The 24,928-nt window shown below is 73.4% G+C and carries 20 protein-coding genes; 12 read left to right on the top strand and 8 right to left on the bottom strand.

Annotation, left to right across the window (positions count from 1 at the left end; all coding sequences use genetic code 11):
• Positions 1-3 precede the first annotated feature (3 nt).
• Entirely contained in the window at positions 4-795 is a 792-nt protein-coding gene (locus tag ABT057_RS41375; RefSeq protein ID WP_352349115.1) for an SDR family NAD(P)-dependent oxidoreductase, read from the top strand.
• A 24-nt stretch (positions 796-819) separates the two neighbouring features.
• Here the strand turns inward: ABT057_RS41375 and ABT057_RS41370 are convergent, their stop codons facing one another.
• Entirely contained in the window at positions 820-3,513 is a 2,694-nt protein-coding gene (locus tag ABT057_RS41370; protein WP_352349114.1) for an ATP-binding protein, read from the bottom strand.
• A 310-nt stretch (positions 3,514-3,823) separates the two neighbouring features.
• On the opposite strand from ABT057_RS41370, the gene ABT057_RS41365 reads away from it, so the two are divergent.
• Positions 3,824-4,849: a DUF2510 domain-containing protein gene (locus ABT057_RS41365; RefSeq protein WP_352349113.1), complete on the top strand. Its 1,026-nt coding sequence runs from the start codon at positions 3,824-3,826 to the stop codon at positions 4,847-4,849.
• 138 nt (positions 4,850-4,987) lie between these two features.
• On the opposite strand, the gene ABT057_RS41360 is transcribed toward ABT057_RS41365, so the two are convergent.
• The gene (locus ABT057_RS41360; RefSeq protein ID WP_352349112.1) at positions 4,988-5,614 is read right to left on the bottom strand and encodes a TetR/AcrR family transcriptional regulator; all 627 of its coding nucleotides are present in this window, start codon (positions 5,612-5,614) and stop codon (positions 4,988-4,990) included.
• A gap of 150 nt (positions 5,615-5,764) precedes the next feature.
• On the opposite strand from ABT057_RS41360, the gene ABT057_RS41355 reads away from it, so the two are divergent.
• The gene (locus ABT057_RS41355) at positions 5,765-6,568 is read left to right on the top strand and encodes a phosphatase PAP2 family protein (protein ID WP_352349111.1); all 804 of its coding nucleotides are present in this window, start codon (positions 5,765-5,767) and stop codon (positions 6,566-6,568) included.
• Complete coding sequence (locus ABT057_RS41350; protein WP_352349110.1) at positions 6,565-7,512, top strand: DMT family protein; 948 nt, start codon at positions 6,565-6,567, stop codon at positions 7,510-7,512. Before ABT057_RS41355 ends, ABT057_RS41350 begins: the two co-directional genes overlap by 4 nt.
• Positions 7,513-7,527: 15 nt before the next feature.
• On the opposite strand, the gene ABT057_RS41345 is transcribed toward ABT057_RS41350, so the two are convergent.
• Together ABT057_RS41345 and ABT057_RS41340 are read right to left on the bottom strand one after the other, a co-directional pair.
• A complete protein-coding gene (locus tag ABT057_RS41345; protein ID WP_352349109.1) occupies positions 7,528-8,340 on the bottom strand; it encodes an LURP-one-related family protein in 813 nt (270 codons plus the stop codon).
• 92 nt (positions 8,341-8,432) lie between these two features.
• Positions 8,433-10,478 carry a phosphocholine-specific phospholipase C gene (locus ABT057_RS41340; RefSeq protein ID WP_352349108.1) on the bottom strand — a complete coding sequence of 682 codons (2,046 nt, stop codon included), beginning with the start codon at positions 10,476-10,478 and terminating at the stop codon, positions 8,433-8,435.
• 635 nt (positions 10,479-11,113) lie between these two features.
• Here ABT057_RS41340 and ABT057_RS41335 point away from each other — a divergent pair.
• The 8 genes from ABT057_RS41335 (at position 11,114) to ABT057_RS41300 (ending at position 20,520) form a co-directional block, all read left to right on the top strand.
• The gene (locus ABT057_RS41335) at positions 11,114-13,261 is read left to right on the top strand and encodes a hypothetical protein (protein WP_352349107.1); all 2,148 of its coding nucleotides are present in this window, start codon (positions 11,114-11,116) and stop codon (positions 13,259-13,261) included.
• 98 nt (positions 13,262-13,359) lie between these two features.
• Entirely contained in the window at positions 13,360-14,886 is a 1,527-nt protein-coding gene (pelF, locus tag ABT057_RS41330) for a GT4 family glycosyltransferase PelF (protein WP_352349106.1), read from the top strand.
• Positions 14,883-16,301, top strand: a complete 1,419-nt coding sequence (locus tag ABT057_RS41325) for a hypothetical protein (protein WP_352349105.1) — start codon at positions 14,883-14,885, stop codon at positions 16,299-16,301. Before pelF ends, ABT057_RS41325 begins: the two co-directional genes overlap by 4 nt.
• A 92-nt stretch (positions 16,302-16,393) precedes the next feature.
• Positions 16,394-17,395, top strand: a complete 1,002-nt coding sequence (locus tag ABT057_RS41320; RefSeq protein WP_352349104.1) for a GDP-mannose 4,6-dehydratase — start codon at positions 16,394-16,396, stop codon at positions 17,393-17,395.
• Positions 17,396-17,440: 45 nt separating this feature from the next.
• A complete protein-coding gene (locus ABT057_RS41315) occupies positions 17,441-18,154 on the top strand; it encodes a nucleotidyltransferase family protein (RefSeq protein WP_352349103.1) in 714 nt (237 codons plus the stop codon).
• Positions 18,155-18,161: 7 nt separating this feature from the next.
• A complete protein-coding gene (locus ABT057_RS41310) occupies positions 18,162-19,061 on the top strand; it encodes an NAD-dependent epimerase/dehydratase family protein (protein ID WP_352349102.1) in 900 nt (299 codons plus the stop codon).
• Positions 19,058-19,720, top strand: a complete 663-nt coding sequence (locus ABT057_RS41305; protein ID WP_352349101.1) for a spherulation-specific family 4 protein — start codon at positions 19,058-19,060, stop codon at positions 19,718-19,720. The genes ABT057_RS41310 and ABT057_RS41305 overlap by 4 nt, the downstream gene beginning before the upstream one ends.
• Entirely contained in the window at positions 19,717-20,520 is an 804-nt protein-coding gene (locus ABT057_RS41300) for an endo alpha-1,4 polygalactosaminidase (RefSeq protein ID WP_352349100.1), read from the top strand. The genes ABT057_RS41305 and ABT057_RS41300 overlap by 4 nt, the downstream gene beginning before the upstream one ends.
• A gap of 146 nt (positions 20,521-20,666) precedes the next feature.
• On the opposite strand, the gene ABT057_RS41295 is transcribed toward ABT057_RS41300, so the two are convergent.
• The 4 genes from ABT057_RS41295 to ABT057_RS41280 are packed head-to-tail and all read right to left on the bottom strand — an operon-like array spanning position 20,667 to position 24,921.
• Positions 20,667-21,599: a sugar phosphate isomerase/epimerase family protein gene (locus ABT057_RS41295; protein WP_352349099.1), complete on the bottom strand. Its 933-nt coding sequence runs from the start codon at positions 21,597-21,599 to the stop codon at positions 20,667-20,669.
• Positions 21,596-22,204 (bottom strand): nucleoside deaminase, encoded by a 609-nt coding sequence (locus tag ABT057_RS41290; RefSeq protein ID WP_352349098.1) that lies wholly within the window; start codon positions 22,202-22,204, stop codon positions 21,596-21,598. Before ABT057_RS41290 ends, ABT057_RS41295 begins: the two co-directional genes overlap by 4 nt.
• Before the next feature lie 26 nt (positions 22,205-22,230).
• Positions 22,231-23,766, bottom strand: coding sequence for a GMC oxidoreductase (locus ABT057_RS41285; RefSeq protein WP_352349097.1), 1,536 nt, complete (start codon positions 23,764-23,766; stop codon positions 22,231-22,233).
• A gap of 24 nt (positions 23,767-23,790) precedes the next feature.
• On the bottom strand, positions 23,791-24,921 hold the full coding sequence (locus tag ABT057_RS41280) for an ROK family transcriptional regulator (protein WP_352349144.1): 1,131 nt from the start codon (positions 24,919-24,921) through the stop codon (positions 23,791-23,793).
• Positions 24,922-24,928: the final 7 nt, after the last annotated feature.

Here is a 24,928-nt window from a genome sequence, read left to right as displayed (position 1 = left end):
GGCATGTCCACCATCCTGATCACCGGCGCCACCTCCGGTCTCGGCCGGTACGTCGCCTTCGAGCTGGTCCGCTCCGGTCACCTGGTTCTCGCCCACGGCCGCGATCCGGGCCGTACGGACGCCCTCGTCGAGGAGCTGCGCAAGGAGGGCGAGGCCGAGGGGTTCGTCGCCGACCTGGCCTCGCTGGCGCGGGTCCGGGAGCTGGGCGCGCGGGTCGCGCAGGCCCACCCCGGACTCGACGTGCTCGTCAACAACGCGGGCGTCGGGGCCGGTTCGCCCGGCTCGGGCCGTGAGGTCAGCGCGGACGGGCACGAACTGCGGCTGGCCGTCAACTACCTGGCGCCGGTCGCCCTGACCCGTGTGCTGCTGCCGGTGCTGCGGGGATCCGCGCCGGCCCGGATCGTCAACGTCGGGTCGGTCGGGCAGGAACCCGTCGATCTCGACGATCCGGAGTTCACCCGCGGCTACGGCGGCTTCCCGGCGTACTGCCGCAGCAAGTTCGCCCTGGCGGCCCATACGTTCACCCTCGCCGAGGAGTTGGCCGACACCGGCGTCGCGGTGAACGTGCTGCACCCGGCGACGTTCATGGACACGGCGATGGTCCGCGAGGGCGGGGTCGCGCCGTGGTCCACGGTCGCGGACGGCGCGCCGGGCGTCCTGGCGCTGGCGACCGAGGACCTGGGCACGGGCCGCTTCTTCGACGGGACCCGGCCCGCCCGGGCGCACGAGGACGCCTACGACCCGGAACTGCGAGGCCGGCTGGCCCGGCTCACCGACGAGTTGCTCGCCGGCTGACCGGGCCCCTTCCGGCTGTCCGCCCTACCGCGGGTCGAGTCCCGTCAGGCCGTCCAGCGCCTGTTCCGCCTTTCGCACCAGGCCGTCCGCCCCGGAGGCGCGGGCCAGGGTCAGGCCGCGGTTCAGTTCGGCGATCGAGCGGGACAGGATGCCGTACTCGATGCGCGCGGCCGCGTGTTCGAACTGGCAGGGCGAGGCCTCCAGGTAGGTGACGGCCTGCTGGGCGAGGCGGACCGCCCGCTGGCCGGTCTCCAGGGCGGCGGCGCAGCGCAGGGCCTCGCCGATGGCGGTGTCGGTGCCGAGCCGTTCGGCCCGGCGGCGGGCGTCGGAGGCCAGCCGGGCCGCGCGGACCGGGTCCTCGGCGGCGAGGGCCCGGGCGAGGTCGACCGCCCAGGGCACCAGCACGGGATTGAGGTGGCCGCGTGCCACCGCCGCCTTCTCGGCCTCCTCCAGTTCGTTGACGCCGTCGGCGGTGCGGCCCACCGCGAGCAGCAGCCGGCCGCGCACCGAGCGGGGGTCCGGCAGCACGATCGTGGACGGGTAGGGCGGCCCGAAGCCGTACTCCTCGGCGATCTCCCAGGCCTCCTCGACATGGCCGCGGGCGAGCAGCACGTCGACGAGGTTGCAGGTGGCCGACCAGTACAGGGGCAGTCCGCGGCCGACGCGTTCGGCGATGCGCAGGGACTCCCTCAGGGACTCCTCCGCCTGCTTCAGCCGGCCCCGGCGGCGCAGGCCCAGACCGAGGTAGGCGTGGGCCAGGGAGAGGTGGCCGCCGCTCCAGCCGGCCGACTCGTAGGTGCGCAGCGCCTCGTTGAAGAGGGCGTCGGCGCGGTCGAGGCGGTCGGTGTAGGCGTAGGAGCTGGACAGCATCATCAGCAGTTCGATGCCCCACTCCTGGTCGACCCAGCCGAGGCCGGGCGCGAGCCGGCCGTTGACGAGGGAGCGGTCGCAGAACTCGACGACCTCCTCGGCGTTCTCCCCGCGGGTCATGGCGTCGAAGCCGCGCAGGATGAGCAGGGCGCGCTCGGCGTTGTCGCGGCCTGTACAGGTCGCGGCGAGGGCGGCGAGGCTCTCCGAGCGGCCCGGTGAGGTCGCCTCGCCCGCGTGGACGCCCTCCCACATGAACTGCACCGCCTGCAGCCGCATCTTCGCCGGTCCGGGCCCGAGCCGGGCGACCTCCGCCTCGATGGTGCGGACGGCCTCCTCCATCTGGTCGTTGTGCAGGAGGGCCTGGGAGAGGCGGTAGACGGCGTCGACCCGTACGTCGCCGTCGAGACCCGGCATGGCGAGCGCCGTGCGCAGGTGCTCGACGGTGCGGGCGGGCGCGGTGAGGAGGGTGGCGCAGCCCAGGTCGTACAGCACCCGGGCGTGGACATCGGGCGCGGGTGGCTCCTCCAGGGCGCGTTCCAGACAGCGGCGGGCCGCGTCGGGGGCGCCGACGGCGAGGTGTTCGCCGGCCGCCCCGCGCAGTTGCTCGACGAGTTCCTGGTCGCCCTCCGGGTGGACCTGGATGAGGTGCCGGGAGGCGGCCGCGAGGCCCTTGCCTGCGTCGGTGACGACCTGGGCGGCGATGCCGTGCATCGCGGTGCGCAGGCTCTGCGGGATGGAGTCGTAGACCGCGGAGGCGATCAGCGGGTGGACGAACTCCAGGTCGCCGCGGGCGGCGGGCACGGCCGCCGGGTCCGGTTCGGTCAGGATGCGGGCGGTGCGCAGCAGTTCGGCGCAGCGCACGGCCGCGTCGCGGTCCATGACGGCGAGCCGGGCCGCCTCGTCGATGGAGATCCCGACGCCGCCGAGGATGGCGGCCGCCATGGCGAACCGGGTGGCCTCGACGCCCAGTTCCTCGAGCCGGTCGACGAGGCCGCCGCTGCCCGCGGCGCGGTTGAGGGGGCGCAGTTCGGCGGCCGAGTCCTCGATCGGGTCGAGGCCCTTGTCCCTGACCTTGGCGAGGAGTTCGACGGTGTAGTAGGGGTTGCCGTCCGTCACGGCCCACACCTCGCGGCAGAACGCGGCGTCGGCGTGCTCCCCGAGGGTGGCGCGGGTCAGGCCGGCCACGGCGGCCGGGGTCAGGGTGCTGAGGCTGGTGACGGAGCGGCCCGCGGCCTCGCCGAGGCGGTCGAGGTAGCGGCCCCGCTCGCCCGTGACCTCGTCGGTCCGGCGGGCGACGACGACCAGGACGGAGAGATGGTCCAGGCGTTCCACGAAGGCCGTGAGCCAGCGCAGGGTCTCCTGGTCGGCCCAGTGCGCGTCGTCGATCAGCAGCACGAGCGGGTAGTACCGCGCGGCCAGCCGGCTCATCGCGGCGACGAGGCCGTCGCACACGCCCTGCGGGTCGGCCTGGCCCTCGCCGGGCTCCGCTATGCCGAGCGCGGGGCCGGCGATGTCGTACCAGTCGCCGAGGTACTCGCGGGCCTCCTCCGGCAGCAGGCACAGCAGCGCCGGCTGCAGCAGCTGCCGTACCACGTTGAAGGGGACGGACCTGAGCGTCTCACCTCCTCGGGCCGACCAGACCGTGCAGTTGCGGTCCTCCGCGATGCGGCGTGTCTCGGCCAGCAGCGCGGTCTTTCCGACGCCGGCCTCGCCCCGGAGCACCAGCAGACGGCCCGAGGAGGACCGGTCCGCGCAGAGCGCGTCCACCGCCCGCGCTATGCCGGCGACCTCTTCTTCGCGCTCCCAGAGGGAAGCCGAGGCGGCCCCCGCCGGCCGTGCCTCCGTCATCCCGCTACCTCCCCAAGTCGCCCGAACGACGTACAGACCTCGAGCGTAGCCGTCCGGGGGCCGTGACGGAGGGAGTCCGCGCAGGTCTTGCCTGCACGGGTGACGGGGGCGGCCCCGCGACGCGCCGACGGGCCTGCGGGGCGGCGCCGGGAACGTCAACAGCGGTCGACGCGCGCCGAATTGACGTCCGGTCCGGCATCGGTTTCACGCCAGGCCGGGCGGTGGGGCGCCGGGGACCGATTCCACCGGAAAGCGGATTGGACGCCCTCCCTCTCATCCGCCTTTCACCGATGCCTCATACGGTGGGGGCATGACGCAGGTGACTCCTCCCGGGTGGTACCCCGACCCGGGGCAGACAAGTGACGGTCCCGCCACCGAACGCTGGTGGGACGGCAAGGCGTGGACGGACCAGACCCGCCCCGCGGGCTCGGCCGCCGCATGGGGTCCGCCGGCGCAGGCGCCGACCGACGGAACCTATCCGGCATATCCAACGTATGCCGCGTATCCGACTCCCCCTGCGGCCGGCGGCCCGCGGCGCGGGCTGCGCACGGGCATAGCCGTCGCGGCGGCGGTCGCGGTCCTCGCCAGTATCGGGGTGGGCGTGTACGCGTTGTCGAAGGACGACGGGGGCGGCGGTGGCGGCACCGCGCAGGGCCCCGGCGGCCAGGGCGGACCGGGCGGCAGCGGCGGTACGGGCGGCCAGGGCGGGCCGTTCGGCGGATCGGGCGGCGGCTCCGGCGGGTCGGGGGACTCGGGCGGTTCGGGCGGCGGTTCGCCCGCTCCCGACGAGTCCGAGGCTCCGAAGATCAAGAGCGGTTCGGTGACCGACGCGCTGAACGGGATCAGCATCCCCATCCCGGCCGGCTGGACCGGGCAGGAACTGAGCGTCGGTGCGCAGGTCACCTCCGACGCCTCCTACAAGTGCCCCGGCGACACCTCCAAGACCTGCACGAAGGGCGGTGTGTACTCCGCGCCCGCCGAGGCGCTCGGCACCAACGGCGCGACGGCCGAGGCGGTCGCGAAGGCGGACATCTCGAAGAACGCCGAGGAGTCCTACGGCGGCACCACCTACGGCGAGATCACCTCGCACCAGGTGCTCTCGTCCAAGGCGGTGACCGTGGCCGGGCAGAAGGGCTACCTGGTGCGCTGGAAGGCGGTCACCAGCAAGGGCGCCGACGGCATCGTCGAGTCCCTGGCCTTCCCGGCGCCGGCCGACGCCAAGCGACTGGTGGTGCTGCGCTTCGGGGTGGACGCCGACCAGAGCACGACCGTCATCGACACCATCACCAAGGGCATCAAGACGGCGTCGGGCGGGGGCAGCGGCCAGGACGTGTGAGACGGCGGTCGGCCGGGTGGGGCACCCCTCCGCTCAAGGGGAACCCCACCCGGCCGGGGGTCCGCGCCGCCCCCGTCCCCACGGTGCGGCGCGAGCAGGTCACCGTCCGGTCATCCCGTGGACGGCGGCCTGGGTCTTCTACGGTGAGGCCGGACCCAGTCCGAGGGCCGGCAGTACGGCCGCCTCCACGAACCTGACCAGGTAGTCCGCGTCGGCGTACTCCCCGTCGACCACCGGCCGGGCGCGGACCACCCCGAACAACTGCGCCGGGATGTACTCCAGCGCGGGATGGCCGGCGGGGATCTCCCCGCGCTCCACGCCGCGCCGCAGGATCGTGCGCAGCGCGTCGATCTCGGGGGTGATCAGCGCCTCGCGCAGCGCCGTCGCGAGTTCCTCGTCCCCGTGGACCGCGTGACCGAGGGCCTGCATGAGCGTGCTGTCGTGCGACGACCAGTGGCCCGTGGCCCGTGCGGCCTCGCGCAGGTCGTCGGCGAGCGAACCGGTGTCGATGCCGGTCAGCCGCCCGGTCCGCCGGGACCGCAGCGCGGCGACGACGAACTGGGGCTTGGTCTTCCACTGCCGGTAGAGCGTGGACTTGCTGCAGCGGGTGGTGGCCGCGACCCCTTCCATGGTGACCGCTTCGTACCCGCACTCGCGGATCTGTTCGAGGACGGCGTCGAAGAACTCCTTCTCACGCTCGGGCGTGATCTTGGAGCGGCGCGTTGCGGCGACCGGCCCCGGTCCCTCAGCGGCCTGCGACGTCATCGCCCTTCCCCTCTCCGTTTTCTTCCCGGTTCCAGTGTGTCGTATCTCAATCGATACGCCAGTGTACCGGTACTCAGGCGTATCGGTACACTAACGTATCGGTACGATGTCGTATCGATCGATCAAACGCACCAGCGAAGGGGCCGGGGGATGAATGCCCGCACCGAGCCTGCAGAAGCGGAGCCGGCCACGCCGGCACGGCCGCCGATAGTCCGGGAGCTCCTGCTCGTCGCAGGGCTCTTCCTCGTCTACAAGTTCGGGCGGCAACTGGCCACCGGCCACACCGCCGAGGCCCTCCGCAACGCCGGCGACGTGTGGCACGCCGAACGGTGGCTCCATCTGCCGGGCGAGCAGTCGGTGCAGTCCCTCCTGCTGCACGGCGACATCCTGGTCAGGGTCGCGAACACCTACTACGCGGCCGTCCACTTCCCGGCCACCCTCGCCTTCCTGGTCTGGCTGTACCTGCGGCGCCCGGCGCACTACGTGTGGGCGCGCCGGGTGCTGGCCGCCGTCACCGCCGCCGCCCTGGTGCTGCACCTGGCGTTCCCGCTCGCCCCGCCGCGGATGCTCGCGGCGGCCGGCCTCGTCGACACCGCGCGCGTGTACGGCCCCTCGGTCTACGGCCCCCCGAAGACCGACCATCTCTCGAACCAGTTCGCGGCGATGCCGTCCCTGCACTTCGGCTGGGCCCTGATGGTGGCGATCGGTCTGATCGTGGCGACCCGGTCGCGGTGGCGCCTGCTCTGGCTGCTGCATCCGCTGGTGACCCTGCTGGTGATCGTGGGCACGGCGAACCACTACTGGCTGGACGCCGTCGTGGCCGGCGCCCTGCTCGCCGCCGCGCTCGCGGTGATCCACGCGCCGCGCCGTACGGCGACGACGGCGGGACGCGGTGCCACGAGGCTCGTCCCGGCACCGGCCGGGGAGCCGGTTCTCGCGGGGGCGGCCCGATGAACGCCATGCTCGGCGCCGTGGTGCTCTCCCTCTTCTCGGCCGTCGCCTATGCGGCCGCGGCCGTCGCCCAGGAGCGGCTGGCCTCCCGGTCCCCCGGCGCGGGCCTGGCGCGGATGCTGGGCCGAGGTGCCTGGTGGGCGTCGGTGGGACTGAACGCCTCGGCCGCGCTGCTGCACGTGGTGGCGCTGAAGTACGGTCCGCTGACCGTGGTGCAGCCGCTCGGCGCGCTCACGCTGGTGGCGGCGGTGCCGATGGGCGCGAGGGCCGCGGGGCGGCGGGTGACCGCGGCCGAGTGGCGCGGCACCGCCTACACCCTTGCCGGTCTGGCCGCGATCCTGGTCACGGCGTCGGGCCCGGCGCCCGAGCAGGTGCTGAGCGGCTCCGCGGCCGTGGCGGTGGCCGGGGTCACGGCGGCGCTGATCGGTCTGCTGGCGCGGCCCGGGGCCACCCCCGGACTGCGGCACGCGAGCGCGTCGGGCTTCGCGTCCGGGGTCGCCTCGGCGCTCACCCAGACGGTGACGGTGGCCGCCACGGACCGGTCGGGCTCGCTGCTGAGCGTGCAGGTGGTCGGGGTGGCGCTGCTGGTGGCGGCGTTCGCGACGGGCGGGCTGCTGCTGTCGCAGACCGCCTACCGGGGCGGCCTCGGCGCCCCGCTGGCGATGGTGACGCTGGCCAACCCGGTGGCCGCCGCGGCGATCGGCATCGCCCTCCTGGGCGAGCGGCTCCAGGGCGGGGCCGCGGGTGTGCTGCTGGCGCTGGCCGGGGCGAGCGTCGCCGGATGGGGCGTGGTGCTGCTGTCCCGGGCCACGCCGGAGCCGCACCCGGCCTTCGACGAGGAGCATCCCGTGGCGGCCGTGCTGGCCCTGAAGCCGGAGACGGCTTCGGCGGAACCCGCGCTGCTGCCCCGGCCCGCGACCGGACCGGAGCATCTCACCCCGTTGTGAGGGGGAGGCAGGGCGTCAGCCGAGACCGCGGGCGTCCTGCTTCAGCGCCGTGTCCACCGTCAGGGCGGTGGCGACGACCAGGCTCAGCAGCGGTTCGGGCAGCTGGTAGTGGATCTGCAGGACGTAGTTGTCTGCGGTGGTGAACATCGTCTTGGCGAGGCCCTCCCAGGTCTTCGTGATCCGGGCGACCTCGTTCTCCGCGTGGTCGACGATGGCGAAGTTCCAGGCCCGCCAGTTCTCCGCCTTGATCGCGCCGATCTGCTGACCGCCCGCGTTGATCGCGAAGTTGATCTTCCCGAAGACGTTCTGCTGGACGATCTCGCCGACCTGCTGCCCGTCGGGGCGCGTCACCAGCACCCGCGACTTGAAGATCTTCGCGGGACGGGTCAGCAGCAGCACCGGCTGCCCGTGGGCGTCGCGGATCTCCAGCCTGTGCGTCAGGTACTGGTCGAGGCTGGAAACGAACCGGATCACCTTGCGCAGGGCGCTCTGGCCGACCTCGACGACCGATCCGAGCTGGTGGCCCTGTTGGTCCATGACCTTGTACTCGTTGGTCAGCTCGATGAGCTTGGCCTTCTGGTTCACCACCAGCACCGGCTCGCTGAACAGCGTGCCGCCGCCGGGGCCGCTCGGGGCGACCCCGGCCTCCTGCTGCACCTGCCGCTGCACCTTGGGATCCGGGCCCGCGGGCTGCTGCGGCACGCCCGGCGCCTGCTGTCCGGCGTGGGTGTGGTCGGTCCACTGGGCGCCGTCCCAGTAGCGCAGGGTCTGGGCCGCGCCGTGCGGATCCGGGTACCAGCCTGCAGGTGTGTTCGAATGCGTGGTCACCGGGGCACACTATCCCGAGTCCACCGGGACCTGACCAGTCCCCACGAGCCGGTGTTGACCGCGCATTTACCCACCTGCCGGCCGGCGTCCGGTCAGTCGGTGGCGATCGCCGGGTCGCTCACGCCCGGACGGCCGTTCTCCACATGGCCCGCGAGCCGCCGCAGGAAGGCGGGGTCGGTGTCGGAGGTGACGGTGAGGTCGTACCAGCGGTGGCCCGCCGACAGGTCCGCCTGCCGGCGTACGACCGCTCCGGGACGCACCTTGACGGTGGTGGTCCCGCCGCGGTAGCCGTCCCGCACCTTCAGCACGGCCGTGCCGGACCCCTTGTTGGTGAAGGTCAGCTCGAGGCGGTCGCCGGCGTGGCGGGCGGCCACCTCCGCGCCGGCCGCCTTCCCCCTGAACGCGCGCAGGAAGCCGTTCGGGCCGTGCACGGTCAGGTCGTACGAGCCGCCGCTGTACGCCGAGTTCCAGGTGTCGGAGAGCGACCTGCCCGCGCCGGTGGTGTAACTCCAGGGTCCGTCGGCGCGGTTGCCGGAGGTGACCAGGAAGGCGGCCCCGGCCTCGCGGCCCGAGGCGAAGGTGAGCGTGAACTTTCCGGCGGCCGCGTCCAGCGAACCGTCCACGGAGGGCGCGTACTTGAGCGGGCGGGTGGGTCGCGAGCCGCACTCCTGCTTCGGCAGCCGCGGGTTGGCCGGCGGGGTGGGGACGTAGTCCGGGTGCCGGTCCTTGTCCGGCGGCCGGTAGCCGTCGGTGCCGGGCAGGGACACCGGCCGGGTGTCCTTGCGGCCGAAGTCGAACGCGGTGGTCAGGTCGCCGCAGACCGCGCGCCGCCAGGGCGAGATGTTGGGCTCGTGGACGCCGAAGCGGCGCTCCATGAAACGGATGACCGAGGTGTGGTCGAAGGTCTCGGAGCAGACGTAACCGCCCTTGCTCCAGGGGGAGATGACGAGCATCGGCACGCGCTGGCCGAGGCCGTAGGGGCCGGCCGGGTGGCTGCTGTCGCCCGCGAACAGGTCCGGTCCGGTGTCGACGGTCGACCTGCCCTGCGCGGCGGAGGCCGGCGGGAAGGGCGGGAGCGCGTGGTCGAAGAAGCCGTCGTTCTCGTCGTAGGTGATGAACAGGGCCGTTCTCGCCCACACCTTCGGGTCGGAGGTGAGCGCGTCCAGCACCTGCGCGACGTACCAGGCACCGTAGTTGGCGGGCCAGTTGGGGTGCTCGGTGAAGGCCTCGGGGGCGACGATCCAGGAGATCTGCGGCAGCTTGCCGCCCTTCACGTCGGCCTTCAGCCGGTCGAAGAAGCCTTCGCCCTTGCGGGCGTCGGTGCCGGTGCGCGCCTTGTCGTACAGCGGGTCGCCGGGCTGGGCGTTCTGGTACTGGGTGAAGTAGAGCAGCGAGTTGTCGCCGTAGTTGCCCCGGTAGGCGTCCTGGATCCAGCCCCAGCTGCCGTTCCTGTCCAGCCCGTCGCCGACGTCCTGGTAGATCTTCCAGGAGACCCCGGCCTTCTCCAGGCGCTCGGGGTACGTCGTCCAGCTGTAGCCGACCTCGTCGTTGCCGAGGACCGGGCCGCCGCCCTTGCCGTCGTTTCCGGTGTAACCGGTCCACAGGTAGTAGCGGTTGGGGTCGGTCGAGCCGATGAAGGAGCAGTGGTAGGCGTCGCAGATGGTGAAGGCGTCGGCGAGCGCGTAGTGGAACGGGATGTCCGCGCGGTTCAGGTACGCCATCGTGGTCGCGGACTTGGCCGCGATCCAGCCGTCGTACTTGCCGCCGTCGAACGCGGCGTGGCCGTCGTTCCAGCCGTGCGGGAGGTCCTGGAGGAAGGCCATTCCCAGGTCGTCGGCGTCGGGGTGGAACGGCAGGACGTCCTTGGTGCCGTCGGACTGGTGCCAGACGGACCTGCCGTTCGGGAGGGTCACCGGGCGCGGGTCGCCGAAGCCGCGGACGCCTCCGAGGGTTCCGAAGTAGTGGTCGAAGGAGCGGTTCTCCTGCATCAGGACGACGATGTGCTCGACGTCCTCGATCGACCCCGTGCGGTGGTTCGCGGGCAGCGCGGCGGCTCGTTCGATGCTGCCGGAGAGCGCGGTGAACGCCGTGGTGGCGCCCGCGACCTGGAGGAATCGACGCCGGTTGACTTCGGGCATGGGTGAGGACCTCTCGTGCAGAAGGAATGTCTCTGCCGGCCGGTACATGACGGGATGCGAGTGTTCCAAGGGCATCGAACGTCAGGGAAGGGTCGGATGGCGCCCATGTGAAAGTCGACCGTACGCGAGGTGTGCACGGGACCAAGATCGCCCCAAGGAGTGCCAAAGGGCCGCCATGGTGCCGCACGGAGGCGGGGGTTGGACGTCACGCCTCGACCCACGGTGCGCCGGCTCCGCGCCTGACGGACGGTCAATTCCGGTTAATCCATACGAGTGATCCAAAACCGGCCTGTTGCCGGACACTCCTGACGGTATAGACCACCGGCGGGCCCGAGCGGTCCCCCGGTCCACCGCACAAGGCCCGGGCCAGCACAGGGAGTCCGCCGACCGACGGACTCCACAGGCACCCCGAACGAAAAACACACGATCCGGTTGTCTGTCCGACGAGTGGATCATGCGTGCTTTTCCGTCACGTTTCGCAGCAAGACCACAAAACCCACACAGGAACATCACTATGTTGACGCGACGGATGCGGCGACGACCGGCCTCTGAGGGGGAAGCCGGCGTCCCGCCAGGGGGTGCGTCCGCTCCACGGGAGCCGTACTCACCCCTGCCCGGGGAGGGAACATCACCGCATGAAGCGGACCACACGCACCACCGTGCTGACGGTGGGCGCGCTCATCGCCGCGCTCGGCCTGCCCGCCGGCACGGCACACGCCGACGACACCAGACCCCGCGTCGACCTGCGGGTCCTCGTGGTGAGCGACGGCGGCCCGGCCACCGCCGCCATCACGGCCGAACTCGACGCGGCCGGGACGCCGTACACGGAGATCGACCTGAGCCGGGCCGGCCGGCAGGTGATCGACGCGGGCTTCCTCGCGGACACCACGGGGAGCCGGCCGCACGCGAGATTCCAGGCGGTGGTGCTGCCCGACGACAACCCGTTCGCGGCGGGCTCGGCGGAGATGACGGCACTCGCGGCCTACGAGCAGACCTATGCGATCCCCCAGGTCGACGCCTACACCTACGCCCGTCCGGAAGCGGGTCTGCAATATCCGGTGTACGGCGGCCACTCCGGCAGCGTCGACGGGGTGCAGGCCTCGGTGACCGCCGCCGGACGGGCCGGGCCCTTCGGCTACCTCGACGGGACCGTGCCCTTCGAGGACAACGACGCCGCCGTCGCGGAGAGTTACGCCTACCTTTCGGTGCCCGCGGCGGGCGCCGACTTCACGCCGTACGTCGACGCGCCGATCCCCGGGCAGTCGACGCGGGGCTCGCTCGTGGGCGAGTACCGGCACGACGGGCGGCGCGAACTCGTCGTCACGTTCGTCTACAACCAGTACCAGCAGCAGTTCCGGCTGCTGGCCCGCGGCATCGTGGACTGGATGACCGGCGGGGTCCGTCTCGGCGCCTCCCGCAACTACTTCGCCGTGCACGTGGACGACGTGTTCGCGGCCGACGACCGCTGGAATTCCACCCTCGACTGCACACCCGGCGACGTCGACTGCACCGACCCGAGCGCCACGCCCGACCCGATCCGGATGACCGCCGCCGACGTCGACCACGCGACCGCCTGGCAGCGCGAGAACGACTTCACCCTGGACCTCGCCTACAACGCGGCCGGCACCATCGGCCGACGTGCCGACAACAACGGCGCCGACCCCTTCGCGGACGAACTCCTCGCGCAGAAGGACCAGTTCCGCTGGATCAACCACACCTACACGCACGCCTTCCTCGGCTGTGTGCAGGACACCACGGTGGTGCCGTGGAAGTGCGGCACGAACGCCGACGGCTCCACCGAGTGGGTGACCCGTACCGAGATCTCCGACGAGATCGCGAACAACCGCGTGTGGGGCGAGAACGCCGGACTCCCCCTGCAGAGCGACGAGTTGGTCACCGGCGAGCACTCCGGCACGAAGGTGCTGCCGCAGCAGCCCGCCGACAACCCGAACCTGGCGCTCGCCCTCGCCGACAACGGCGTCGGCTGGCTCGGCTCGGACGACTCCCGTGAGCCCGCCCAGCGTCAGGTCGGCCCGGCCGTCACCGTGCCCCGCCACCCCATGAACGTCTTCTACAACGCGGGCCGGACGGCCGAGCAGGTCGACGAGTACAACTGGCTCTACACCAGCCGCGCCCAGGGCGGCAGCGGCATCTGCGAGGACAACCCGGCCACCACCACCTGCCTCGCGGCGCCGCTGGACACCGCCACCGGTTACACCGGCCGGATCGTGCCGCTGGAGACCCGGACCGCCCTCGGGCACGTCCTCGCGAACGACCCCGAGCCGCACTTCATCCACCAGTCGAACCTGGCCGAGGACCGCCTCGCCTACCCCGTGCTCGACGGGGTCCTCGACGGCTACAAGGCCCTGTTCGCGGACGACACCCCCGTGGTCGACCTGCGGATGAAGGACATCGGCGTGGAACTGCGGCGCCGGGCCGCCTGGCAGAGCGCACTGCGGTCCGGGCAGGTCAGCGCCTACCGCATCGGTGACACCGTCACCGTCGAGGCACCGGGCGGGGTGGACGTCACGGCGTCACTGCCGGCCGGCACCACCCTGGCCGGCGCCGCCTTCGGGACGGCGTACGCGGGCGGAGTGTCCGGCTGGACCCCCTCCGCCGGCACTCCCCTCACGCTGACCCTCCCGGCCTCCGCCGCGGCCCCGGCCGCCGACACCTCCGAGACGCCCGCCACGACGAAGCCCGCACCGGACACCGAGGTGCCCGCGGGCGTGAGCGAACAGGTCCCCTACACCACGGACACGGTGGACAGCACGGACAACTGAACGGCGCAACGACCGACCCAAGGACCCGCCGGTGGCCCCGTCGACCGACGCGGCCACCGGGCACGAACCACCCCACACCTCGGCCGTGGAGCCCATCGATGCACGTTCCCCACGGCGCGCGCCGCTCCGGCGCAACGCGCGTCACCCTGCTGACCGAAGGCACCTACCCGCACAGTCACGGCGGCGTCAGTGTCTGGTGCGACCAACTCGTCCAAGGTATGCCCGACATCGACTTCGACGTCATCGCCGTCACCGGCACCGGTCGCGAGCCGGTCGTCTGGGACCTGCCCGCCCACGTCGGCCGCGTCCGGTCCGTCCCCATGTGGGGCGACCCGCTCGAGGGCCGGCCGCCCCGCGGCCGGGCCCGCGCCCGACTCGTCTCGGCGTACGAGGAGTTCCTCACCGCCCTGCTCGATCCGCGCGCCGAGGCCGGGTTCGCGCCCGCCTTGTACGCGATGGCGCGGGCCGCGGGCGACGGGGCCCTCAGCCCCTTCCTGCGCGGCGACCGGGCCATAGCCGTCCTGACCTCGGTGTGGAACCGGCCGGGCCTGGCGGTGCGCGAGGCCGGCCCGACCCTGCACGACGCCGTGACCGCGACCACCCTGCTGGAACACGCCCTGCGCCCGCTCGCCGCGCCGTCCCCGGAGACCGGGGTGGCGCACGCGGTCAGCGGGGGCGTGGCCGCCCTGCCGGGGCTCGCGGCACTCGAACAGCACGGTGTGCCGCTGCTGTTGACCGAGCACGGCGTCTATCTGCGCGAGCGCTACCTCGGCTACCGCACCGCGCCCTACCGCTGGCCGGTGAAGGCGGTCGTCCTCGGCTTCTTCCGGCTGCTCGCGGAGGAGAGCTACCGGCGGGCCGCCCTGATCACCCCGGGCAACCGCTACAACCGGCTGTGGGAGGAGCAGGGCGGCGCCGCGCCGGAGTCGATCCGCACGGTCTACAACGGCGTGGACCCGGCCGCCTTCCCGCCCGCCGGACCCGAACCGCAGGAGCTCACCCTCAGCTGGGCCGGCCGGGTCGACCCGATCAAGGACCTGGAGACCCTCATCCACGCCTTCGCCCTGGTGCGGGCCCGACTCCCTTCCGTGCGGCTGCGGTTGTTCGGAGGAACACCGCGCGGCGGGGAGGCCTACCGGGAGCGGTGCGAGGCGCTCGCCGCGGAACTCGGGCACGCGGACGCCGTCACCTTCGAAGGCCGCGTCGACGACATCAGGGACGCCTACGCGGCCGGCAACGTCGTGATGCTGTCCAGCATCAGCGAGGGCTTCCCGTTCACGCTGATCGAGGCCATGTCGTGCGGGCGGGCGACCGTCTCCACCGATGTGGGCGGAGTACGGGAGGCCGTCGGCGACACCGGACTGGTGGTGCCGCCGCGCGACCCGGAGGCGATGGCCGCGGCCGCGCTGAGACTGCTGGGCGACCGGACGCGGCGGCGGTCCATGGGCGAGGCGGCGAGGCTGCGGGTGATCGAACAGTTCACCCTGCGCCGGACCATCGACACCTTCCGCTCGATCTACCTCGAACTGCCCGCCCTGGAACGGGAGTCAGCGGCGATACCGGCCCCGCCCGAACGGCTCGCGCAGACGGCGCCGACAGCGCCGGTCGGCACGGTGGCCGGATGAGCGGGCCGATGTCCCTCGAGCCGGGCGGCTCCGAACAGGACACGCTGGCGCTGCGGCTGGCCGACACCCGGCCGCCGCGCCGCCGCCCGCGCTGGGCGTCGGACGACACCACGCTCGCCATCCGGCTGCCCCGGCACGGGCCCGACGAGGAGGCGGTGAGCCGGCTCGCCGCCGAACTCGCCGACCGCATCGGGCCCGCCGTCCACCCCTACGAGGTGGCCGCGCTCCTGGAGGCGGAGGGCCTGTCGGCCACCCTGATCAAGGAGCGGTACGGCCATCCGAGCCTGTTCTCACTGGCCGCCGCGCTGTACGAGCAGGTGCCGCGGACCTTCCCGGAGCCCGCCGCGGCCCCCGACGTGTGGCGTCCGGACACCGTGCGCTGTCTGCTGCGCGGGGTGCTGTTCGCCCTGCCGGGCCTCGCCTATCTGCTCACCGCGCCCCTGTGGAACGCCGGTCGGCACGCGCCCGCGCTGATCACCGCGGGCCTGGTCTCCTGGGCCTGGGGGCAGGCGCTCGGCCACCGCGCACACCTGCGGATGGCGGCCGGGCGACGCGAGGCGGGCCGGACGCTGCTCGCCGGCGCGCCCCTGGGGGCCGTCCTCGCGACGGCGGCCGCCGCGCCGCTCGCCGGGAGCGGACCGGTGGTCCTGGCGGCGGCCGCGCAGTCGCTGTATCTGGCGGCGGCCGGGGTGCTGCTGGTGCTGGCCCGGGAGCGGCTGCTGCTGGCCGCTCTGTCCCCGCTGGTCGCCGGGACGGCCGTGCTGCCGTGGCGGGATCCGGGCGACTGGCCGCGGGCCGGACTGCCGGCGCTGGCCCTGCTCGGTACGCTCGCCGCGACCGCCTGGGCGCTGCGGGGCACCCTCGCCGTGCCCGCCGCGGCCGGCGCCGCCCGGCCGCGCCTCGTGTGGTCCCTGCCGTACGGCCTGTTCGGGCTGGCCGCCGGGGTGCTGGTGCTGCTGGAGGGGCGCGAGGAGCCGTACGCGGTGATCGTGCTGACTGTCAGCATGGGGCCCGCGGAGTGGCTGCTGTACCGCTACCGTGGTCTGTCGGTGGCGGCCCTGCGCACCACCGCGACGCCCGCCGGCTTCCTGCTGCGTTCGGCCGGCATCCTCGGCGGCTGTCTGCTCGCCTACCTCCTGCCCCTGCTGCCCGCGGCCGCGCTCACCGGCGCCGCCCCGGCCGGGCTGCTGCCGCTCGCGGCCGCCCTCTGGACCGCGCTGCTGCTGCAGGCGTTCGGGGCGGCCTGGCCGTCGGCCGTGATCTGTCTCGCCGCGGCGGGGGGTGCCGGTGCGGTCGCGCTGTTCGGCCTGCCGCCTGGCCCCGCCCCTGCGCTCTCCTGGGGCTGCGGCGCCGCGGCGCTCTGTCTGTCGGCGGGCGCCCTGTGGCAGCTCGGCCGCCCCGCGCCGCACGCCTGAGCATGCGCGCCGCCGGCGCGTACCCGAACCTCGCTCCTCCCCCACGCACCTCCCCCCCCCCACGCATCGAACCGAACGGAAGGACACCGGAGTTGACCTCCACACCGCTCGCCGCCGTCACCGGGGCCGAGGGCTTCATCGGCTCGCATCTCACGGAGGCGCTGGTCGCCTCCGGACACCGGGTGCGGGCCATGGCCCAGTACAACTCCTTCTCCTCGTACGGCTGGCTGGAGACCCTGCACCGGGACGTCCTCGACCAGGTGGAGATCGTCCTGGGCGACGTCCGTGACCCGGGTTCGGTCCGCGGCCTGCTCGAAGGGGCCGACACGGCCTACCACCTGGCGGCGCTGATCGCGATCCCGTACTCCTACCAGGCGCCGCACAGTTACGTGGACACCAATGTCACCGGCACCCTGAACGTGCTGGAGGCGGTGCGCGCGCTCGGCACGCCCCGGCTGGTGCACACCTCCACCAGTGAGACGTACGGCACCGCGCAGACCGTGCCGATCACCGAGGACCACCCGATCAACACCCAGTCGCCGTACGCCGCTTCGAAGGCGGGCGGGGACCGGCTGGCCGACAGCTACCACGCCAGCTTCGACACCCCCGTGGTGACGCTGCGGCCGTTCAACACCTTCGGGCCGCGCCAGTCGATGCGCGCGGTCATCCCCACCGTGATCGGTCAGGTGGCCGCCGGGGAACGCACGATCACCCTCGGCGACCTGAGGCCCACCCGGGACTTCACCTTCGTCAGGGACACCGCGCAGGCGTTCCTGGCCGTCGGCACCGCACCCGCCGACCAGGTGGTGGGCCGCACCTTCAACGCCGGGACGGGCGGGGAGATCTCGGTCGGCGACCTGGTCGGGCTGATCGGCAAAGTTATGGACACCGCCCTCGACGTCCGCGAGGACACCGCGCGCATCCGGCCCGCGAACTCCGAGGTGATGCGGCTGGTCGCGGACGCGAGCAGGCTCGCCGCGGCCACCGGCTGGCAGCCCGGGCACAGCCTGGAGGAGGGGCTCGCGCACACCGTGGAGTTCTTCCGCGACCCGGCCAACCTGGCCCGCTACAAGACCGGCATCTACAACATCTGACCCGCCCGGCACGACCTGGCACGACGGACACCAAGGAGGAGTCCCATGCATGCAGTGATCCTGGCGGGAGGCAAGGGCGTGCGGCTGCGCCCCTACACCACCGCACTGCCCAAGCCGCTGGTCCCCATCGGCGACCAGCACGCCATCCTGGAGATCGTGCTGCGCCAGCTGGCCACGGCCGGCTTCACCGACTGCACGATCGCCATCGGCCATCTCGGCGAGATCATCCGCGCCTATGTCGGCGACGGCTCCGCCTGGGGCATGCGGATCGACTACGCCACCGAGGAGAGCCCGCTGGGCACCCTGGGCCCGCTGCTCGCCCTGCGGGAGAGACTGCCCGAGTCGTTCCTCGTGATGAACGGCGACGTCCTGACCGACCTCGACTACGCGGACGTGCTGGGCAGACACCGGGACTCGGGGGCGCCGCTGACCATCGCCACGTACGCCCGCAAGGTGCACATCGACTTCGGGGTGCTGACCACCGACTCCTCGAAGGTGGTCGCCTTCACCGAGAAGCCCAGCATGGACTACCGCGTCTCGATGGGCGTCTACGGCCTGTCCCGCTCGACGCTTGCGGGCTACACGCCCGGACTGCCCCTCGGCTTCGACGAGTTGGTCCTCGACCTGATCGGAGCTCAGAACGAGCCGCACGCCTACGAGTTCGGCGGCTACTGGCTGGACATCGGGCGCCCCGACGACTACGACCGGGCCAACGCCGAGTTCACCACCCGCAAGTCCCATCTCCTCAAGGGAGCCTGAGCACCACATGCGCATTCTCGTCCTGGGCTTCACCGGCTATCTCGGAGCCCATGTCGCCGAGCGGCTGCGCGCCCTGCCGGGCGCACGGGTCCTCGGCGCCGGCCGGTCCCCCGGCGCGGACCACGAGGTCGACCTCGCCTCGGTCCGGCCCGGGGAGCTGGCCAAGATCCTTACCGCGGCGGCACCCGACGCGGTGGTCAACTGCGCGGGCGCGACCGGTGGCGACGCCGTGACCCTCGCCGAGGTCAACGCCCGCGGCCCGGCCGTGCTGTGCGCCGCGCTGCGTGAGGCGGCGCCGGGAGCCCGCCTGGTGCATCTGGGCTCGGCCGCCGAGTACGGTCCGGGGGCGGCGGGCATCCCGGTGACGGAGTCCGCGGCGACCTGCCCGGCGGGCCCGTACGGCGCGACCAAACTGGCGGGCACGGTGGCCGTGACCGCCTCCGGTCTGGACGCGGTGGTGCTGCGGGTGGGCAACCCGGTCGGGCCGGGCGCCCCGGCCGCCGGACTGCCCGGCCGGCTGGCCGCGCTGCTGCGGGAGTCCGACCGCGGCCCGGACGCCGTGCTGCGGCTCGGCGATCTGTCCGCGTACCGTGATTTCGTGGACGTACGCGACGTGGCACGCGCGGTCGAACTCGCGGTCACCGTGCCCGGCCCGCTGCCGGGGATCCTGAACGTCAGCGCGGGCCGGGCGGTCCCGGTGCGCGAACTGGTCCTGGGCCTGGCCTCGCGGGCCGGCTTCCGGGGCCGGGTCGAGGAGGCCGTGAGCGGCGGCCGTTCGGTCCGCTCGGCCGAGGTGTCCTGGCAGTGCTCCGACGTCACCGCCGCCGGACAGGCCCTGGGCTGGCGCCCGCAGCACTCCCTGGACGAGGCGCTGGCCGCGCTGTGGGAAGGCGACGGCACGCCGTGAGCCTGCTGATTCCGCTGTACGTGCACCCGGCGGAGGATCCGGGCGCATGGCACCGTCTGATCCGGGCGGCCGGGCGCACGTACGGCGTGATCCTCAACCCGGCGAACGGCCCCGGCGAGGGCCCCGACCCCGCGTTCGCCGCGGCGGCCGGGGCGCTGAGGGAGGCGGGCGCACGCGTGCTCGGCTACGTCGACACCGACTACGGGGTGCGCGAGCGCGCCGAGGTCGTGGCCGATGTGCGCCGGCACCAGGAGTGGTACGCGGCCGACGGCTGCTTCCTCGACCAGGTGACGGCGACGCCGGACGCGCTGCCCGCCTGCCGCCGGCTGGTGCGGACCGTGCGCAAGCTGGGCACCGGGACGGTCGTCCTCAACCCCGGTGTCCATCCGGCGCCCGGCTACGCCCGGCTCGCCGACCTGACCGTCACCTTCGAGGGCCACTGGTCGACGTACGTCTCGGCGTTCAGCCGGCCCGCCTGGGCCGCGCGGCATCCGCCCGAGCGGCTGTGCCATCTCGTCTACGGCGTCCCCGAGGCGCTGGTGCCGCTGGCGGTCCGCACCGCCGGTGAGCGGGGCGCCGGGGTCAGCGGCCCGGTGACCGGCCAACTTCCCAATCCCTGGGCGGAGTTGACGCCCGCACTGACCGGAACGGAGCAATGAGGTACACGGCACGAGCGATTCTGCTGGCGGCCGCCCTGATGGTGGCGGGCTGTTCCGGAGGCGACGGCGACAGGGCCTCGTCGGACGGTTCGGGACCCGGGGGCCGCTGGCGGCCCCGGCCCGGGCTGGCCTGGCAGTGGCAGCTCGACAGCAGGGTCGACCCGTCGGTGGACGTGCCCGTCTACGACATCGACGGCTTCGAGAACACGAAGGCGGACGTGGCGCGGCTGCACCGCGACGGCCGCAAAGTCATCTGTTACGTCAACGTCGGCGCCTGGGAGAACTTCCGGCCCGACAAGGGCGACTTCCCGAAGTCGCTGCTGGGCGAGGAGAACGGCTGGGCGGGCGAACGGTGGCTGGACATCCGGAAGGTCTCCGTGCTGCGGCCGATCATGGAGCGGCGCTTCGACATGTGCCGGGACAAGGGCTTCGACGCGGTGGAACCCGATCTGGTGGAGGGTTACGGCAACAAGACCGGCTTCCCGCTCACCGCCCGCGACCAGCTCCGCTACAACCGCATGATCGCGGGGATCGCGCACCGCCGCGGGATGTCGGTCGGCCTGAAGAACGACCTGCCGCAGATCCCCCAGCTCCTCCCCGACTTCGACTTCGCGGTCAACGAGGAGTGCGCCCAGTACGGCGAGTGCGCCCGGCTCACCCCCTTCGTCGCGGCCGGGAAGGCGGTGTTCCACGTGGAGTACGCGGAGCCCACCAGCAGCTTCTGCGCCGAGTCCCGGCGGCTGAAGCTGTCGTCGATGCAGAAGAAGCTGGAGTTGGGGGTGTGGCGCAAGCCCTGCTGAGCCGCGGTGTTCAGGGACGCGGGCTGTTGCGCGCGTCGGCGCGGGCCGGGTGGACCATGCGGCGGGGGTGCGCGGGGAACGGATGGACCGTCAGCGCACGGTTCCGGTCCCGACAGCGCACCGGACGTCCCCGGCCGCGCCGCCGGTCAGGCCGGCCGGGCGGCGCTGACCACCGCCGTTCCGGCGCGGAGCGCGGCCACGGGGTCGGCCGCCTCGTCGAGTTCGATGAGGACGGTGCCGGCGCCGGGGGTGCGGGACATCGCCTCGGCCCAGCCCCGCCAGTCCACGATCCCCGAGCCGAGCGCGGCCATGTACGGCTGCTGCGCGGCGAACACCGTCTCGTCCACGGTGAGTTCGACGTCGATGGGACCGACCGCGTCCTTCCAGTGCGCCAGCGCTATGCGCGGGGTGTGGCGGCGGGCGACGGCCACGGGATCGCCGCCGCCCAGCGCGATGTGGCAGGAGTCGGGGCACAGCCAGACGTAGCGCGGGTCGGTGAGGGCCATGAACAGGTCGATGTCGCGCTCGTACCAGAGGGTGCTGTTGGACTCGGTGTGGACGGCGAGCCGTACGCCGTGGCGGGCCACCGCCTCGCCGACGGCGTGCGCGATGCCGGCCATCCGGGTCATGTACGCGGCGTCGACGAAGAAGGGCGGGCGGGTCCCGAACGTCGTCCGCATGGGCAGTCCGGTGACGAGGAGCCGCGCGCCGGCCTCGGCGAGGAAGGCCGCGCGGCGCTCGGCGTCGGCGACGATCGCGGGCAGGTTGTCCCCACGGCGCCAGTCGGGTGCGTCCTCGCCCGCGACGAAGGCGCTGACCACGGACAGGCCGCGGGCGTCGAGGGCGCGGCGGAAGGCGGCCGCGCTGCCGTAGGCGCGCAGGGCGGAGTCGATGTCGCCGGGCGGGAAGGTCAGTTCGATGCCGGTGACACCGGTCCCGGCCAGCGTGTCCATCACCCGTTCCCAGAAGGCCGAGGGGTGCGCGGCGGCCCAGGAACGCAGCGCCCCGGCGGAGTCGAGCCCCCAGAACGCCGGATGGTAGAAGGTGATGACGTCGGTGGCGAACCTCGGCGGGGTCACTCGTCACCGCCGCGCGCGTTGTAGACGACGATGCCGCCCTCGTCGACGGCCTTGCGGTAGCCCCGGAACACGGCGAGGGCCTCGGGCCGGAGGACGTCGTGGACGACCTCGATGCCGCGGGCCTCGAACTGTTCGGCCCAGTCCGCGCCGAGCGGGCCCTCGTCGAAGGTGGTGATCTCCTCCAGGTCCGGGCCCTCGCCCGCGACGACCAGGCCGCGCACCCCTGACCACATCGTGGCGCCGTAACACTGCACGCAAGGCCGCCAGTTGACGACCAATTCGTGTTCGGGCAGCCCTTCGCCGCCGAGATCCCAGCCGCCGGTGGCGATCTGGGCCAGTCCGAGGGCGACCACCTCGGCGTGGGCGCTGGAGACTCCGGTGGAGAGCACCACGTTCACCCCGACGGAGACGATCCGGCCGCTCGCGCGCTCGGCGACGAGGGCGGCGAACGGACCGCCGTTGCCCTCGCGCCAGTTGCGGTCGGCGAGCCGGTGCACGAGCCGCATCCGGTCCTCGACGCCGGGTACGACGGCGGGCACGTCGGCCAGTTCGTCGTCGATCCAGGCGGGCAGGGCCACACGGTATTCCTTGGCGATTTCGAGCACGGAAGGGCCTTTCTGTCGGGCGCGGGTCAGGGACGTCGGGCGGTGAGCACAGTGTCGCGGGCGGCGACGGCGCGGGCCGCCCGCACCGCCGTGACCACCCCGGCGAGGGTCACGTTGGCGGCCATCGCGGTGGGAATCACCCCGTTGCCCGCGAGGTACAGGTTGTCGTAGCCCCACACCCTGCCGTCCGGGTCGCATACGCCGGTGCCGTCGTCGGCGGCCGAGGCCCGGACCGTGCCGGTGAGGTGCAGGGACGAGCCGGGCGGCAGCAGGGCGCGCTCCGTCGCGGGGTCGAAGGGGCCGAACTCCTCGGCCAGGGAGCGGACTTCGTCGAGGGCCCGGTCGATCAGGGCGCGGTCGGCGGCGGAGTACCCGAACTCCACACGGATACGCGGCATGCCCGCGAGGTCGGTCGCGGTCGGGGAGAACACGAGCCGGTTCTCGGGACGGATCTCGACGGGGACGTACAGGGAGATGCCGACGGAGTGGGCGAGCGGGCGGCCGTCCTCGTCGACGTAGGTGCGGTTCATGATCTGGCCGTGGAAGGGCTGGTCCGGGCCGCCCTGCGGCAGCCAGAGGGAGTCGGTGCTGAACTCGCCGGGGCGGGGCAGCGGCAGGTCGTCGAGGGCGAGTCCGAACCGGTCGAGGTCCAGCAGGACCCGGGCGGTGACGAACGCGTGCTCGTTGAGCCGGCGGCCCAGCGCCGGGGGCCGGATGCCGGACGCGTACAGGAGCTGCGGGGTGCGCAGCGCGTCCGCGCACACCACGACGGCGTCCGCGTGCAGGTCGTGGACGGCGCCGTCGGCGACGCGGCGCAGCCGGGCGCCGGTGATCCGGCCGGTGCCCGTGCCGAGGAGCGAGGTCGCCAGGGTGCCGGTCAGCAGGGTGAAGGCGGGGTCGCCGCCGGCCGCGAGGGCCGGGAAGATCGTGCCGGGCGCGGTGCGCGGCATGGGCCCGGCCGCGGTCGCGGTGACCGCCATGGGCATGGGCTGCGCGTGCCGGCCGGCGGGGGCCGCGGCGCCGTGGCGGCGGTTGAGGACGTCGAGGACGAGGCGGCCGGGCCCGGTGGGGCCGATCGCGGCGGGGGTGACCTCGAGCAGCCGGTGCGCGGTGGCGAGGTCGGCGCTCCAGCGGTCCGGGGCGCCGAAGTCGAACACCTCCTCGCCGTGGGGCCACGGGGTCGCGGCGGTCCAGTGGACGCCCATGCCGCCCGCGTTCCAGGCGAGCGCGGCCTGCGGCATCGCCTCGGCATCCTCGCCGAAGGCCAGCGCGTGGAACATGCCGGGGGTGAGGGCGGTGAGGCCGCCGGCGGTCTCGCGGACCACCTCGGCGCCGGTGTACATGCCCTGGATGCCGGTGGCGACCCGCTCGTTGTAGCGCGCCCACAGGGCCGGATCGTCGAGGTCGTGCAGGTGCAGGCCGGGTGCGGCGCCGATCGGGGCGCCGCCGTCGACCATCGTGAGGCGGAGGGCGGGATCGGCCTCGCGCAGCAGCCGGGCCACGGCCGATCCCATGATGCCGCTGCCCACGATGAGGACGTCGGTGCGGGGGGTGCAGGTCACGGTAGGACTCCTGGGTGCGCGTGGTCACGCGGTGGGGGCTCGGGGGCCGAACAGTTCGGTGTCCATGCGGTCGAGGGCCAGCTTCACGGCGCCGACCAGCGGGGCTTCGTGGCCCAGGCCGGTGGCCCGCAGTTCGACCGCCGGGGTGCGGGCCTCGCGCAGAGCCGCGCGTACCCGGGGCAGCAGCACGTCGGCCGCGTCCTCGAGACCGCCGCCGAGCACGATGAGCGAGGGGGCGACCGTCCAGGACAGGGTGGTGAGGATCGACGCGATGTTCTCCACGAACTCCTCGACCTCGGCGAGCGCGGCCGTCTCGCCGGCCCGGGCGGCGTCGAACCGGGCGAGGGCGACGGCCCGTCGGTCCGGGTCCGGCGAGGTGAGCCAGGCGACGGGCCGGTGTTCGACCGAGCCGGCCGGCAGGGACCGCGCCTCCACGATCTCGCCGGCCGCGCCGTCGAGACCCCGGTGCACGGCTCCCCGGACGAGGATGCCGAGGCCGGTGCGGTTGCCGAGCATGGCCCACACGACGTTGTCGTGGTCGCCCGCCACACCGCGCCAACGTTCCGCGAGGGCACCGAGGTTGGTGTCGTTGTCGGCGAACCAGGGCACGCGGACCCGTCGGGCCAGCTCGTCCGGCAGGTGGACGCCCTCCCAGCGGGTGGTGTGCACCAGCCGTCGTACGACGCCCGCGTCGTCGATCGCGCCGCCACTGGCGACGGCGCCCGCCCGCAGCCGGTCCGCGGTCCCGCCCGCGTCGTCGAGCGCGGCCAGGACCAGTCCGGCGGCGTCGTCGAGGGTGGTGTCCGGGTCCTGGTAGGCGCGCAGCGGGTGGTGGGCCCGGCCGACGATGCGGCCGCGCACATCGGCGACGACGGCCGAGGCGTCCACCGTGGTGATGCGTACTGCGGCCAACAGGGCGTGCTCGGCCCGCAGTTCGTAGCGGCGGGCGGGGCGGCCGGCGCAGCCGCTGACCGGGACGCGGTCCAGCTCCGCCACCCAGCCCGCCTCCACGAGCGTGTCGAGGATCAACTCGATGGTGCGGCGCGAGAGTCCGGTCCCCCCGGCGAGCCCGGTCATCGTCGTCGGCCCGGACGCCACCGCCAACGCCCGCAGGATCACGGAGGTGTTGACCCGGCGTACGGCGCTCTGGTTCATCCCGGAC

Source organism: Streptomyces sp. NPDC002588, assembly GCF_040295925.1.
Classification (GTDB): Bacteria; Actinomycetota; Actinomycetes; order Streptomycetales; family Streptomycetaceae; genus Streptomyces.
Note: the sequence above shows the minus strand (reverse complement) of the source record. Positions and strands in the feature narration are given on the sequence as shown.